This is a genomic window from Enterococcus sp. ARL09-542, assembly GCF_005234805.1.
Classification (GTDB): domain Bacteria; phylum Bacillota; class Bacilli; order Lactobacillales; family Enterococcaceae; genus Enterococcus_D; species Enterococcus_D gallinarum.
In genome coordinates, this window is record NZ_QPQX01000003.1 from 293,979 (window position 1) to 308,075 (window position 14,097).

Consider the following 14,097-nt stretch of genomic DNA (forward strand, 5'->3'; position numbering starts at 1 on the left):
TTACTCGCCTTCTTTCTTCACTTTGAATTTAAACATCTGAGTCGCTGCCACTGCTTGTTTCCATCCTTCATAAAGGTTCTCACGTTCATCAGCTGGCATTTCTGGTGTAAAGAGTTGACCATCTTCTGCCATTGCTTTCAATTCGTCGAGGTCTTTCCAGAAGCCGACGGCCAAGCCAGCTAAATAAGCCGCCCCCAGTGCTGTCGTTTCAAGATTGGCTGCCCGTTGTACTTCAATATCTAAGATATCTGCTTGGAATTGCATCAAAAGATCATTTTTAGCAGCCCCGCCATCCACTTTCAACAATGGGATATCGATCCCTGAATCTTTTTTCATGGTATCGATGACATCCTTCGATTGATAAGCGACAGCCTGCAAGGTCGCCCGCACGAAGTCTTCTTTCGTTGTCCCGCGGGTCAAGCCAAAAACTGCTCCCCGAGCATCAGAATCCCAATAAGGTGCACCTAATCCCGTAAAGGCTGGTACGACATAGACTTCATTGTCGCCAGTCGCTTTTGCCGCTAATTCTTCAGATTGCGGAGACGTCTCGATCATACGTAAGCCATCCCGCAACCATTGGATCGCTGAGCCGGCAACAAAAATACTACCTTCCAATGCGTAGTATACTTTACCATTGATTCCATAGCCGATCGTGGTCAACAGATCATTGTCGGATAATTGTGGTTCCTCTCCGGTATTCATAACGATAAACGCCCCTGTACCGTACGTATTTTTGATCATGCCTTTTTCAAAAGCCATTTGCCCAAAGAGAGCAGCCTGTTGGTCCCCTGCCATCCCAGCAATCGGTACTTCACTGCCATAAAAATGATAGCTGCGAGTATGGCCGTAAACTTCGGAGTTGCTTTTGACTTCCGGCAACATGGATGCTGGAATATTTAACAAATCCAAAATTTCTTGATCCCATTCTAAACGATGGATGTTATAAAGCATGGTCCGACTCGCATTGGAGTAATCCGTCACATGGACTTGCCCATCTGTCAGTTTCCAGACAAGCCACGAATCAATGGTACCGAATAGTAGATCCCCATTCTCTGCTTTTTCTTGTGCACCTTCCACATTATCAAGCAGCCAGCGGATTTTCGTAGCAGAGAAGTAAGCATCGATCACTAACCCTGTCTTTTCATGGATCATGTCTGTATGTCCGTCGGCTTTCAATTGGTCAGCAATCGGAGAAGATTGGCGCGATTGCCAAACGATCGCATTGGCGATCGGTTGACCGGTATTTTTATCCCAAACAACTGTTGTTTCCCGTTGGTTGGTAATCCCGATTCCGGCGATTGCTTCAGGTCGAATCCCAGATTCGATAAAGGCTCCCGCGATAACTGATTGAACAGAGTTCCAGATTTCATTGGCATTGTGTTCTACCCAACCAGATTTTGGAAAATATTGGGGAAATTCCTTTTGCGAACTACCGACATTTTGTCCGTTGCGGTCAAAAATAATTGCTCTTGAGCTTGTAGTTCCTTGATCGATTGCCATAATATAGTTTTTCTCTGCCATGTTTCTCTCTCCTTTTAAATGGTTGATTTATTCTTTTGATACCGTTTTCTTACATTTATCTTACTCGAATTACCTGTAGTGATCTCGTCAACTTTTTAGAGATTTTCTAAGAAATTGACGAAATCTGGAAAAACGCCATTAGTTGAAGCGTTCGCGAATCATCTTTTTGATTTTTTCTCGATCGTAAGTCGTCCCTAACTCACTGATCCGATATGTAGGAATCGATGTTTCAATCGGATAATTCGTCAAGATCAGATCATAGTCTTGTTCTTTAGCATAGCGCTCAACGACGACCCCATTCAAATTTTTTAAGTACAGCAGCCACATATAAAAGACTGCCTCTTTGAAAAGTGCATCCATATTCAACGCGATGCCTACCCGAAATTCCCGATTGATTTGGTAATCAATGATCGTCAGGACACTCAAATATTTGACCATGGTCATCATATACAATGTATTTTCTTCTGATGCTTCCAGCTTCATTTCTTGTACAGCAGTATTCAATAAACGTTCACTGATCTGGCGAATATTACGACTTGAGAGTTTTGCTTCTAATTGCCAAATATTTTCTCGATCAAAAACTTCGACATCTCCTTTGAAAAAATACAAACGACTATGGATCTGAGAAAGATGAAAATAACAATTGGCTTCGATTTCTTGCGGGACAGCCGGTCGATACAAATGCAGGATATGTTCCAAGATCAGCGTATCGGTAAGTGCTGTCGGCGTAAATCGGGAGCGTTGCAGCATGTACTGGCGAAAATCTTGTTCAGAGAAAACGGAAAAGGAAAGCAAGAAAACAAAATGGAGCATCGCCTCTTCTTCACGAACTTCCAGTGCATAATGCCCAAAACTGCGAAAGACAAGTTCCCGCAGTTGCTGATACAATGGATCTTTCTCATAAAATGCCATGTTTTCCCGTAGTCTTTGAAACGATTGTCCGGGCGCTTTTAAACGATACTTCATGATCTTCAGCCACAAACTGACCCGTTGCTGTGCTTCCTCGGTAAAGGTCAGATTGAGCCCACGAGCGATCAGTCCCACAAATTTTGTATCAATCGGTAATGGCTGACTCTTGAAAGAATTTAAGTACCAAAGCAGCTGAAAATAAAAATAGCGAATCTGAGCTTCTTCCCCCATGAGTTTCCCCTGCCAAATCTCTAATCCGAATTCTGCCAACACTTGATTCAATTCTTTGATTTTGCGAAACAGGGAGGATTCACTAATCATTAATTTTTGCGCTAACGGAATCGTGGCGATTTCTTGATTGATCAATACATGTTCCAGCACTTGAAATTTGATCGACGAGTGGTAGAACACATATTCAATCTGATTCAACGAGAACTCTGGGCTCGTTTCTAGAACTAATGATGAACCTTGATAAAAAAGATGGCATTGATCAGAATAAGGAGCTAAATATAGAAATAACTCATCAACATATTTTTCTAAGGATGGTTTGCTGATCCTAAGGTAAGCAGCCATCTCATGAAGCTCTAGTTCACCTCCAACTAGAAGCAGCTTTTTCAGTAGCTGTAATTGCTTGGCTTCTTTTTTTTCTAATAATTGTTCAAATTTCATTGGCAGCACTTCCTAAAGCAATCGCATTGGACAGTTCAAAGACATCAGTAAAATGAGGATGAAAAAAGAAATCTTTTTGCGCTAACTCTGACAATGTGCTCTCCTTTTCAATGGCAAATGCCAGCAGGTTGATTTTTTCTAAGAGATTGTACTTTGACAGTAACTGAGCGCCCAATACTTGCCCGCTTGTCTTGGCAATGATCAGTTTCCCGTGGATCGGTGTGTCATCTACTAATGAAGCTTTAGCGGTAAATTTTTTGACGGTAATTTCTTGTTCATAAAAGAAGCGATCTGATTCAGTCATTCCTGTACTAGCCAGATACCAGCCAAACAGATGGGTTCCCACTGTCCGTAAGCCGCCGCGAAAAGGTTCTTTTTTCTCTTGCAAATTATGCGCAGCAGCGATTCCGGAACGAACTGCATTGTTTACTAATGGCATATAAGCCGTATCCCGTGTAATTGGACTGTAGATCTGAATCAAGTCACCGACAGCAAAAATACCCTTTTCGGAAGTTTCCAAATAAGCATCCGTCCAAATCGTATGATCACTGTGCAAGCGCAGCTGCTGAAATGCTGGGTGCGGCCGCGGTCGGACATTGACGGTCGTCAATGCAAGCGCGCTGAGCAATGTCCGATTGGCGGTCTCCACTCGGAAGCCTGTTTCCGTGGATTCAATGGCAATGGTAGGTTCTGCCAGATAAAGCTGCAGATTTTTTATTTGTGCTAATTCATCTAAAAAAGGAGCCAGAAACGATTGATCAAAATATTTGAATAAAGGATACGTCATTGATTCCACTAGTTGGACTTGTTTTCCTAGCGTCGTTAATGTGTTGGCTGCTTCCATACCTGCTTGTCCAGCCCCAACGATCGTAATCGTTTCTGCCTGATCTAATTCCTGAATAAATTGCTTGGCAGCGCCGTAATCTTTATAGGTCAATGCGGCTTCATTCATCGGTAAGAGAATTTCTGATTCTTGTGCAGATCCTGCTGCTAAGATCAACCGATCATAAGCGATTCTGCGCTGATCTGTTTGAACGAAATGGTTCTTAGGATCAAGTTTCAACATTGTTTCTTGCAATGCTACTTGAATGTCCAACTGCTCAAGCTGTTCCTTGGAGCAAAAGAATGCGTCTTGCAACGAAGGAATCTTGCCTTCTAAATACAGGAGCATCCCGCTGGGAATAAACCCGATATGGGCTTTTTTTTCAATCAATACGATTTCAGATTCTGGATAGATTTTGCGTGCTTCGATGGCGCAGCTGATCCCTCCGAATGAACCGCCGATGATCACGATTTTCATACACTCACCTCTTAGTCTAAGCTTAAATGAAACGCTCTCATTTGACGAGCAAAATGCTGTCAGTAACGAAAAAAAGCTACATACGAGTTTGCTTTATGCTAAACTGATGAAAAAAGCGAGGTGGAAGCTGTGGTCTTTTTCTATCAATTTTTACTGGGACTGATCTGTAGTGCATTTGTAGCAGGATTCGCTTTTATTTTGCAGTGGTTGTCTTTATCCGGTGCTTTAGCAGCTGCCTTAAGTGGGACGATCATCATTGCTTTGGGACCTTGGTTCAGTATCTTTTTAGTTGGTTTCTTTTTTGCCAGCTCTGGGATCATCAATCACTTAAAGAAAAAAAACTCAGCCGATGATCTGGTGATCAAAGGTGCGCGCCGCGAAGCCATCCAAGTGCTGGCTAATTTATCGCCTAGTTTATTGGCATTGATCGGTTACGCCTCTTTCAACAATGAGAACTATCTCTGGGCATTTATTGTCGGGATCGCTAGCTGTACCGCCGACACTTGGGGATCAGAGATCGGTATTTTGAGCAAAAAGGCACCCCGAAATCTCTTAACGGGAAAAAAATTACCTGCGGGTCTTTCTGGCGGTGTCAGCCTCCTAGGTACCATTGCTTCTTTTGCGGGCAGCGGCGGTATCGTTTTACTTCTGGCGATCTGTCTCTGGCTCAGCGGCCAACCGCTCTCTTTGACAGCATTGATTTGGGTACTCTTGTTAGGATTTAGCGGTAGTATAATCGATAGTTTATTGGGAGCAACGATTCAAGTACGTTACCAATGCACGGTTTGTCATCAATTTACCGAACAAAAAAGCCATCACCAGCAGCCAACGAAAAAAGTGCATGGCTATGCTTTGATCACAAATGAAGCAGTCAACTTTCTTAGCAATCTAGCGATTGTCGGGATCGCATGTTTCTTTCCTAACTAAAAAAGTACTGCCAAAGGTGTGACCTTTGGCAGTACTTTTTTAACTAACATCAACCAACCGCAGCTTAGTGATATTTTTATAAACTGATAATTCTTCGATAACATCAGAGAAACTCAGCCCCCACGGTAAGTTGATCGTATAAATATTGGTATAGATCCGATAGTCTTCCATGAACTTCACATCAAAGTTGACATCTTCGATCACGATTTTTCGATCAAGAAAATACTCTGTCAAAAATTCCTTTGTTTCCGCACGATGAATGTATTGAATCTCCAATTTTTTGGCTGTCGGGACTCGCACAATTCGCTTGATCACCGTCAGTGCAAAAAAGATCCCGGCAAAACTAGTAATCGAAATCGCATAAAATCCCATGCCGATCGCAATCCCTAAGCCAGCAATCGCCCATAATGAAGCAGCTGTCGTCAATCCAGTTACCGAGCGTTTTGTCACGATAATCGTCCCGGCACCCAAAAAACCAACCCCACTTACCACTTGTGCGATCAATCGAGCTTCATCTGAACGAATGACCCCTGCGAGATCTGGATGATTCAACGCATCACGCATCGCCCCACTAGCGATCTCTACTTGGATCAGTGCAATGACACATGCCCCCATACAGACTAAAATATGGGTCCGTAATCCCGCTGGCCGACTTTTGTACTGTCGCTCAAAACCGATAGCGCCTCCCATGACCATTGCTAAAACGAGTCTAAGAATAATTTCTGGAATCGATAAGACCATATCAACCATTGAAACACCCCTTTTCAACTATACCATCTATTTTTAAAAATGAAAAAAGGAAGGTCCAAATTCCGCAACCCATCTTTAAGCTGTATTCCATGAAAAATAAAAAAACCGAAGAATCATCGAAAATACCAACTTTTCATCCGACTGGATGAAATGGGGAAGTAGCTGGTTTTTCCGATGTTCATTCGGATTTTGTCGATTAGATTGGACGCTCTGCCAACTAATTGATGTTAGAGATTGGCTGCCGCTGCTTCATCCACGATGACTGTGACATCTGGATGATTTTGCAAAGCAGATGCAGGCAGATCCGTCGTTACCGGACCTTCAATCATCCCTTGGATTGCGTCCGCTTTAGCTGGTCCAAAGGCCATCAAAATAATTTTTTTACCTTTCAAAATTGAACCGATGCCCATTGAGATTGCAGTAGTGGGTACATCTTCTACCTTGTCAAAATAGCGTTTGTTGGCATTGATCGTTGATTCAGTCAAATCAACGACTGATGTTGTGCCATCAAAAGATGCCCCAGGTTCATTGAAGCCAATGTGACCGTTCTGACCAATTCCTAAGATTTGGATGTCAACTGGATGTTCCGCGATCACTTCATCGTATCGTTTGCATTCCGCTTGCAAATCTTCGGCTTTTCCATTCGGTACAAAGGTTTCCTTGAATGGTTTTTTGTCAAATAAATGAGCATTCATAAAGTGGCGATAACTTTGATCATCTTCGCCGCCAAGTCCGACATATTCATCTAAATTAACAGAAGTCATGTTTGAAAAATCGACATCGCTAGCTGTCATCTCTGCATACAATGTTTCTGGCGTACTGCCTGTCGCCAATCCAAGAACTTTAGCGCCGTTTTCAACGCCTTGCTGAATCAATTCAAATGCCTTTTTTCCACCTTCAGCTGCATCTTTCACGCGAATAATTTCCATGATACGCTCCTCATTTCATTTTGGTATAGTCCAATGATACCACACTCTCATTTTTTTGACAAGAATTAGTCTAGACCATAACAAAAAAACAGCTGCATATTTCATGCAGCTGTTTTTGCTGATTACCAGTTTGTGTAAACGTCGATTCCGCTGTGACCAACGCCTGTATCATAGACTTTGTAGGCACCCAAAGAAGATTGCCCTGTTGAGCCTTTGGCTTGATTGTCACTAGCTACAACGATATAACCATCTGCATCACGGATCGTTCCGTCAGCGGCAACATGTCGGCCAGGAATATTTAAGCCGCCACCAGCTAATACTTTTTGTGAATAATAAGATTCTCTGACACCATTATAGTAATTGATACCGTCCACTGGATTCAAGACTCCTGAACCAGTACTTGGTGTACTTGCAGCGCTAGTGCTAGCAGCGTTTGATTGTGTAGCTGCCGGCGCAGTTTCAGTTTGCGCTTGCGCTGTTTCTGTCGTTTCTTGCGCGCGTGTCATCGGTTGTGCATCACTAAAAATCAGCAATGTTTCGCCATCAAAAATCAAATTAGGGTCTTGAATGGATTCATTCAATGCTAAAAGGTCATCCACTGTCGTACCATATTCAGTTGCTAATCCTGACAGTGTGTCTCCTGGAGCAACCACATGGGTTTGTTCCTCTGCAGATGCAACAGTGCCTCCGATAAATAAACCTAGTCCTGCAACAGCTGTGAATACAAATTTTTTCAAATGAAAAAACCTCTCTTTTTGTGTATTTGTACCTCTCCCCAGGCACAAATAAAAGATTAACATTACAATATTGCAAAATGATTTCAATTCTATTTTCTTCTATCACAATTCCTCGACAGAAAATTACAGCTATATTCTCATGTAAACAATCAAAAACTTACAATAGTGTTATCTTTTTCAATGAATTTTTTAAGCTAGTCCGTGTTATAGTCGTCTCAGCAAAAAAGAAATGAGGGTTAATTATGAAAAAAATGATGCTTGCTCTTCTTGTAGTCGCACTTGGTGTAGGAGGCTATTTTAGTTATAAATACTATTCTGAGACCTATCAAGGAGTCACTGCCTATGCACGCACACCAAAAGAAACACCTGAAAGGAAACAAACAGTAGACGGTTCAGGAAAAAAAATCGAAGGCTATTCTTCTTATAAATATACGTTTGAATTTGTTAAAGAAAATGGCGAAAGACAAGAAATGACCTATGAATTGTCTGGTGAAGATATCCAGCCTTATGCTCCTAACACACTAGTTAAAGCAGAGATCAGTCAAAAACGTATCATCTCCGGACCGAATGAGGTCGCTGAAAAAGATGTGCCAGCTGATGTATTAAAAAAATTAAATGCACAAAATTAACATTTTTCATTGATAAAATTGATTTTTTTCAAAAACCAAAAACTTCTGAACTCAAGAGTAACTGTCTTCTCCACTCTGCTTTCAGGAGTTTTTTTATTTATACATTGTTTTAATAATAATATCCAATCCCTCTTATAACCTTATTGTGACGGGGTTTATCAAGGTGCATTCCTCCGTGACAGAAAATCACCGCAATTTTTCTCAGTCTGTAAACCAAGATTTCATTTCTTAAGCAAAAACAATCATGCCTAATACTCGAACCATTGAAATAACAAATCCTACTGTTGACCTCTGAATAAATATTTGCTAAATTATTTTCTGCCTTTTGGTAATTTTTTTTTAGGAGTGTGAACGTGCCTTTTGTTGTATATTTTTTTCTTTCTTTATTAATCATTTATATCCCTTTTCCCACAGCACTTTTGTTCTTTCAACAGCTTGCCGAACAACATGCTACCATCACGGCTTTAAACAAACTATCATTACTTTTTTTTGTCCTACGCGATTATTACATCAGCTATCACCTACTAAAAAGATGCCAAGTAAAAGCGAGTAGTTATCTTATCTTGATTCTCATGAATCTTGGTGAATTACTCGTACATATCTACCTTTACCAGCGTTACGGAACTGTCAATTTAACGATTATCTTACTTTTTCAACTCTTTCTATTGTTCTGCATGTTTGTTTTTCCTTGCTTCAAAAAATTTAGATGTTACATATTTGAATAAACAAAGGTTTATTGATTACTTGATGAGTAGTGAAGAAACTTTTAGTTCCAGTAGTTTCTTCACTTTTTTGTTTTAACAGTTGTTTGAAAAAATTGGCCTTCTTGATTGCCGAGGAATAATCGAAAAAAAGAGTTCGATAACTTGTGGGACTGAATTATCTTTTACTAATAGGCCTAAAACCCTATATATTTTTAGAAAGTTATAATTTAAACTAATCTAAAAAGGATGTGTGAATATGTTAAAAGTATTAGTCTTTTGCATAGCCGTAGCTATAATCATTGCCCTGTATTCGAATAAAAATCGCTCGAAGAAATAGAAGTTCTTTCTATTTCTTTTTTATTTCGTCGGATAGTGAAATTATTTATTTCGACTTTCTTTGGCATTATTTTTTCACATTGAAAATAAAGTATGATATGCTGTTCGAAAGGAGTGAGCACTTTGAAAAGAAAAACTAGTTTCTACCTTTACCTGCTAGCCGCTTGTGTAAACTTTATAGCAGCTTTTTTATTTTTAGCTTCAATTGGTGCCATTCCAAAAATTGCAGGGCTTTTATTTTTTGCGAGCTTTTGTGTCCACCTAATACGAGCAATTAAACTTAAAAAATCTGAAAAGCAAAACTGATTCTGATTTCATCTCGTTAGTTGCCTGATTTGGTGAATAACTGATTAAGTATCAATTTTTTTTGATATTATTTATTTATCATAGTATTCTTTTTATAGAGGTGATTAGATGAAAAAGAATAGTGCTTGGTTAAAACCTTGGAAAATTATGTTGATTGTTCTCGCTTTTTTTGCTGGTTCCTTTATTGCAAAAATGGTCTTTTCTTTATTTTTTGTACACATGTAATAACTTTGATCCGCCCATAATCCTTACTAAAAGAGCGATTTCTTTTAATGAGGCCGTAAAGTATTCAAATGGTTTGGTGTATCCTTAGCAGTCTTTTTTTTATTCTCGCTTTCGCTACTTACGAAGTTGACAAGAAGAAGTAAACAGATTACATCAACAAAAGGTAACTCTTGAGTTGCCTTTTTATTTTTTCAGATCAGAATAGTTAATTGCGATGATCATCTCTTTTAATAGAAAAATATTTGGTGAATCGACTATTTTCATTTGAACTTACTTTCATCCAATAACCACATCTAACAGACTACAAGATTTGTTCAGAATATTCAGACTAAAGTATCGATTATTGCTTTATCCTTATGGATGTTATTATGACAAAAATACACGAATAAAAATGGCTCAACCGCCTATATATTTCAAACTTATTTGAGAACTGATCCAGTGACTGGAAAATAAAAAAAAAGACAACTCATCGAGGTTTCAAAACTCGGCAAGAAGCTACAGCTTGATTGATCTCATTTAACTCTATAAACAATATATGCGACTATCATTTTCGATAGAAATGTACCATTTGATCATTTTTTCAATTGGCATTCATCTTCAAAAAAGAGATGTCTTCAGTGAAGGAAAACATCTCTAAATCGTTGATAAACCAACGTTCTAACCTTGTTAGAATTATTCCGCAGCGTTCGCGTCTTTGAGACCGTATTATCTGTTTCGCTGTGTTCTATTGATTCTTTATGTTAATTATTGATTGATATTACAGTGTTTTTATCGATCTAACTAATTCTAGTAACTCTCTATTTTCCTTATTAAACGCAATCAAAACGCAATCAAATTCCGCCAGCTTGTCGAACATATAATGAAAGAAAAAATATACATATAAAAAATTCTAGTTAATTATACTCTTGTTCTCTTTACAAAAAGAACAAACGTTCGTATACTCCTTTTAAGGAGTGATTACAGTGAGATTCATTAAACGTGAGAATTTCAGTGATTATATACGACCAGCAAAATTTTGTTTAAAGAATAAACTTTATGGATTTGAAAAAGCATCTCACGAAATTATTATTATAGAAGGAATGGATTATAATTGGTGGATTTATAATAGTGATCGCTACTGCATGGCATTCCCGACCAAGGACATTGATCATGTTTTATTATTTGAAAGAGATTTTCAAGCTCGTCTCCCTCTCTCACATAACGGAGAAAATTATCTTCTAACAGATTTTAAAAAAGCAAAACGTCCTATAAACCCATACACTGGAAAGGTATCTTAATATGAACATAATTAGTCTATATGAGCAAGGCTATATTTCTTATTCAGAGTTCGAACAGGAATTTCCTGACAGTATATCTGAATCTCAAGAGTGCGTTTTTGGAACTCGTTGCGTTGATCATTATGTCAAACTTACTTTAGGGAAAACTGATTTTAATTACTATGTACAACCATATGGAGGCGATCATCATGAAGTCATTGAAAGGTGTAGTTTCGAAGATACGAGTGCTGAAAATGTCGAGGACCCCTTTGGTTCGGTTCTCGCTGGATAATGTAAATTGTCTAATTGCAGCACATAGTTTGAATTTTCTTGCTGATGTTGACGAAGGGATGCAGATTGTGGTTGCTGGTGAGTTTAACGATCGTAAGCAGTTTGTTGTGAAAAAATATTCGGTGATTGGAAAAACAAAGATTATGATGGTATTTGAAAATTTAATGGCTTATAATTAATATATTACTTATAGAGGATGGTTTTATGAAAAAAGTCATATTATTTTTGTCGTTTTGTTTTTCATTACTTTTTATATCCGCGTGTGGTTCTGAGAACTCAAGCTCAGACAATACCTTAAATGATCATAATGCAGTAAGTGAAACAAGTTTAACTGAGGAATCGTCATTTGTTGATCAATCTGTTTTAGATATTTACGATGATAATGAAGACTGGTCTCTAGGAAAAATGGATATTCCTGGATTGATTAATGCTTCATCTGGAAATCAAGAGAAAGCTATTGAAGATGCAAACATGGTTATCAATCTATCTTTATTTAAGTATTTTATTATAGACTCTAATAAAGATAAAATTGAACTAACTGCTGAAGGAGATAATAAAGACTTTTATTCCATAATGTTTACTATTATGAGTGTACCTGACAAAGAAACCATGGATACTCTTATTAAAAATTTTGAAGAGCTGGTTACTCGTGAACCTGTAAATCCTGAAATTGATTTGTATACCTTAACCGCACTGTATTCTTCAGATTCAGAGGAAGAAGATACTACACCTGTCGTTATATCATATCAATTAAATGAAAATAATAAGGTAGAAAAAATTGATTAATAAAAGGCTCCCTACTCAAAATTGAGTAAGGAGCTTTTTTAGGTTCTCTTTATGTTCGTATTGTTAAAGTATTATACTATTAGTAAAACAATATATAGAAAAGAGGATAATTTCATGGATGAAAATAATGATAATTTAACACCAAGAGATTACTTAAATTTAGTAGTGGAAGCTGGTATAGGCGCTGTTCCATATGTTGGAGGACCACTACAAGCACTTTATTTTGGTGCTCAAAACGAAAAAAGATTTAAAAGAGTTGAAAATTTTTACAAGGAACTTAGCAAAAAAGTTTCAGAACTAGATAATTTAGTCCTTGGTGAGAGAAATAATGATCAATTAATAGGTATAATAGAAACAATTCACGACGAAATTGAAAAATCTAAGTCAGCAGATAAAATAGTTTATTTTGTGAATTCTTATAAAAATTTACTGCTGAATTCGACAAAACCTTCTATAAATATGGATGAGCTCTTTGTAAATATTCTTGCAGAATTAACTATGCTTGAAATTAGTATACTAGTCCTTTTATTTCGCAATAAAGACACTGTTGGAGTACCAGTAATGGAAGGCGTTGATCAAATATTAGTAACAGGATCTTTAAGTAGATTAAGTGATTTGGGTTTAGTTAATAAACATTTGCAGTCCATAATGATTGGTGGCGGTGGATCACAAAACTATAAATATTCCATCTCTGAAATCGGTATCAATTTCTGTTATTATATCTTGACATGATTAATAACAATATTAGAAGAGGTGTCCAAACGTACCAATAATCAAGGAATAATTTTAACTCTGGAAGATCTAGAATTTGTTCAAAAAAAGTTCTCATCATAGCATCTCCTTATTTATAAGCCCGCCGAAGCGGGCTATTTGTTTACCACGGAAGTTTATTGTTGTTCAATGCTCGTTGCAATGTCCTAACCATATCGGATTTCGGACTGATAATACCGTCCACCGTCGTTCCTAATGCTTTTTGCATCCCTTTGATCGTTGCTTCACCACATAGACCATCAATTACACCAGAATAATATCCTCTTGCTTTGAGGCCCATCTGGATTGCACGGATCACGTCGGATCCGATCAAAGTAATATCAAATTCTGCGGAATAGATATTTTGATTGTACTTTTGTTTGTATTGATGGCTAATCACTTTGTCACGAGTAGTATTGTAGTATTCTTGCAAACGTAAAGTAACGAGTGGTCCCCATTGTCCATCGATTGCCAATTTGATCATTTGAGCACTTTTATCAGTATTCACATCAGCATTACCACTTGCAACAATTCGATAGAAATGATGCGTTAGTCGGGTACTCATATAAGAATCATGGTTGTCTGTGTGGATTCCGTTCCAATAATAGCTGCAATGAATAAAGCTCTTATTGCTCAAAAAGATACCGGTGTGCCCTTCTGATCCATGAGAAGCCCCAGGAGTGCCAGCGATAAAGATATCACCTCGTCTCACATCTGCACGACTAATTTTCTTGAGCACTGTTCCATTCATGGCAAATAGCGTTTCTGTATTTCCCATTGATCCGGCCGGTAAGAATCCGCCAGCGATCATAGAAAAAAACACTGCAGAAGAACAGTCGTAACTTTTAGGTCCTAAGCGACTTGTCATTGAATATGTTACCTTGCCTTCACGATCAGTCATCCATTTGATCATTTGTTCAATGTTCATGTTGATCATCCTTTCAAATTAAAAAGAGCAGCCGCTAGGCTACTCCTTTTTGTCTGTAAATTCTTGGCCATCGCCGTAATCAACCGTATCGCTTTTTGGTTGATCATAAGTAAGCGCCTGTTGGCTATCCGCGATACCTGTAGT

Annotated in this window: 15 protein-coding genes; 8 read left to right on the forward strand and 7 right to left on the reverse strand. The window is 38.4% G+C overall.

Going from position 1 to position 14,097, the window contains the following annotated elements; all coding sequences use genetic code 11:
- The 3 genes from glpK to DVW06_RS05405 form a co-directional block, all read right to left on the reverse strand.
- The gene (gene glpK, locus DVW06_RS05395; RefSeq protein ID WP_003127402.1) at positions 1-1,521 is read right to left on the reverse strand and encodes a glycerol kinase GlpK; all 1,521 of its coding nucleotides are present in this window, start codon (positions 1,519-1,521) and stop codon (positions 1-3) included.
- A 138-nt stretch (positions 1,522-1,659) separates the two neighbouring features.
- Positions 1,660-3,099 carry a helix-turn-helix domain-containing protein gene (locus DVW06_RS05400; RefSeq protein WP_005471654.1) on the reverse strand — a complete coding sequence of 480 codons (1,440 nt, stop codon included), beginning with the start codon at positions 3,097-3,099 and terminating at the stop codon, positions 1,660-1,662.
- Positions 3,089-4,399 (reverse strand): NAD(P)/FAD-dependent oxidoreductase, encoded by a 1,311-nt coding sequence (locus DVW06_RS05405; RefSeq protein ID WP_003127400.1) that lies wholly within the window; start codon positions 4,397-4,399, stop codon positions 3,089-3,091. The genes DVW06_RS05400 and DVW06_RS05405 overlap by 11 nt, the downstream gene beginning before the upstream one ends.
- A 129-nt stretch (positions 4,400-4,528) precedes the next feature.
- Between DVW06_RS05405 and DVW06_RS05410 the strand changes: the two genes are divergently transcribed.
- Complete coding sequence (locus DVW06_RS05410; protein ID WP_137264483.1) at positions 4,529-5,326, forward strand: DUF92 domain-containing protein; 798 nt, start codon at positions 4,529-4,531, stop codon at positions 5,324-5,326.
- A 39-nt stretch (positions 5,327-5,365) separates the two neighbouring features.
- Here DVW06_RS05410 and DVW06_RS05415 read toward each other — a convergent pair whose 3' ends face one another.
- From DVW06_RS05415 to DVW06_RS05425, 3 genes are all read right to left on the reverse strand, one after another.
- A complete protein-coding gene (locus DVW06_RS05415) occupies positions 5,366-6,076 on the reverse strand; it encodes an MgtC/SapB family protein (protein WP_005471648.1) in 711 nt (236 codons plus the stop codon).
- A gap of 227 nt (positions 6,077-6,303) precedes the next feature.
- Entirely contained in the window at positions 6,304-7,005 is a 702-nt protein-coding gene (gene nagB, locus DVW06_RS05420) for a glucosamine-6-phosphate deaminase (RefSeq protein ID WP_003127396.1), read from the reverse strand.
- A gap of 122 nt (positions 7,006-7,127) precedes the next feature.
- Entirely contained in the window at positions 7,128-7,742 is a 615-nt protein-coding gene (locus tag DVW06_RS05425; protein WP_005471646.1) for a LysM peptidoglycan-binding domain-containing protein, read from the reverse strand.
- A 242-nt stretch (positions 7,743-7,984) separates the two neighbouring features.
- Between DVW06_RS05425 and DVW06_RS05430 the strand changes: the two genes are divergently transcribed.
- The 7 genes from DVW06_RS05430 (at position 7,985) to DVW06_RS05465 (ending at position 13,007) form a co-directional block, all read left to right on the forward strand.
- Positions 7,985-8,371 (forward strand): YxeA family protein, encoded by a 387-nt coding sequence (locus DVW06_RS05430; RefSeq protein ID WP_005471644.1) that lies wholly within the window; start codon positions 7,985-7,987, stop codon positions 8,369-8,371.
- Between the two features lie 353 nt (positions 8,372-8,724).
- Complete coding sequence (locus tag DVW06_RS17425; RefSeq protein ID WP_005471642.1) at positions 8,725-9,096, forward strand: hypothetical protein; 372 nt, start codon at positions 8,725-8,727, stop codon at positions 9,094-9,096.
- A gap of 438 nt (positions 9,097-9,534) precedes the next feature.
- Positions 9,535-9,717, forward strand: coding sequence for a hypothetical protein (locus tag DVW06_RS05440; protein WP_029487242.1), 183 nt, complete (start codon positions 9,535-9,537; stop codon positions 9,715-9,717).
- 1,187 nt (positions 9,718-10,904) lie between these two features.
- Positions 10,905-11,219, forward strand: a complete 315-nt coding sequence (locus tag DVW06_RS05445) for a hypothetical protein (RefSeq protein ID WP_137264484.1) — start codon at positions 10,905-10,907, stop codon at positions 11,217-11,219.
- A gap of 188 nt (positions 11,220-11,407) precedes the next feature.
- Positions 11,408-11,668, forward strand: coding sequence for a hypothetical protein (locus DVW06_RS05455; RefSeq protein WP_137264491.1), 261 nt, complete (start codon positions 11,408-11,410; stop codon positions 11,666-11,668).
- 25 nt (positions 11,669-11,693) lie between these two features.
- Positions 11,694-12,275, forward strand: a complete 582-nt coding sequence (locus DVW06_RS05460; RefSeq protein WP_137264486.1) for a hypothetical protein — start codon at positions 11,694-11,696, stop codon at positions 12,273-12,275.
- 114 nt (positions 12,276-12,389) lie between these two features.
- On the forward strand, positions 12,390-13,007 hold the full coding sequence (locus DVW06_RS05465) for a hypothetical protein (RefSeq protein WP_137264487.1): 618 nt from the start codon (positions 12,390-12,392) through the stop codon (positions 13,005-13,007).
- Between the two features lie 142 nt (positions 13,008-13,149).
- On the opposite strand, the gene DVW06_RS05470 is transcribed toward DVW06_RS05465, so the two are convergent.
- Entirely contained in the window at positions 13,150-13,953 is an 804-nt protein-coding gene (locus DVW06_RS05470) for a C40 family peptidase (RefSeq protein WP_137264488.1), read from the reverse strand.
- Positions 13,954-14,097: the final 144 nt, after the last annotated feature.

Bases quoted from the DNA above. Each gene is read 5' to 3' on its own strand.
- DVW06_RS05465 (WP_137264487.1), top strand. From the start codon at position 12,390: ATGGATGAAAATAATGATAATTTAACACCAAGAGATTACTTAAATTTA.
- DVW06_RS05430 (WP_005471644.1), top strand. From the start codon at position 7,985: ATGAAAAAAATGATGCTTGCTCTTCTTGTAGTCGCACTTGGTGTAGGA.
- DVW06_RS05460 (WP_137264486.1), top strand. From the start codon at position 11,694: ATGAAAAAAGTCATATTATTTTTGTCGTTTTGTTTTTCATTACTTTTT.
- DVW06_RS05415 (WP_005471648.1), bottom strand. From the start codon at position 6,076: ATGGTTGATATGGTCTTATCGATTCCAGAAATTATTCTTAGACTCGTT.
- DVW06_RS05455 (WP_137264491.1), top strand. From the start codon at position 11,408: ATGAAGTCATTGAAAGGTGTAGTTTCGAAGATACGAGTGCTGAAAATG.
- DVW06_RS05405 (WP_003127400.1), bottom strand. From the start codon at position 4,399: ATGAAAATCGTGATCATCGGCGGTTCATTCGGAGGGATCAGCTGCGCC.
- glpK (WP_003127402.1), bottom strand. From the start codon at position 1,521: ATGGCAGAGAAAAACTATATTATGGCAATCGATCAAGGAACTACAAGC.
- nagB (WP_003127396.1), bottom strand. From the start codon at position 7,005: ATGGAAATTATTCGCGTGAAAGATGCAGCTGAAGGTGGAAAAAAGGCA.
- DVW06_RS05400 (WP_005471654.1), bottom strand. From the start codon at position 3,099: ATGAAATTTGAACAATTATTAGAAAAAAAAGAAGCCAAGCAATTACAG.
- DVW06_RS05470 (WP_137264488.1), bottom strand. From the start codon at position 13,953: ATGAACATTGAACAAATGATCAAATGGATGACTGATCGTGAAGGCAAG.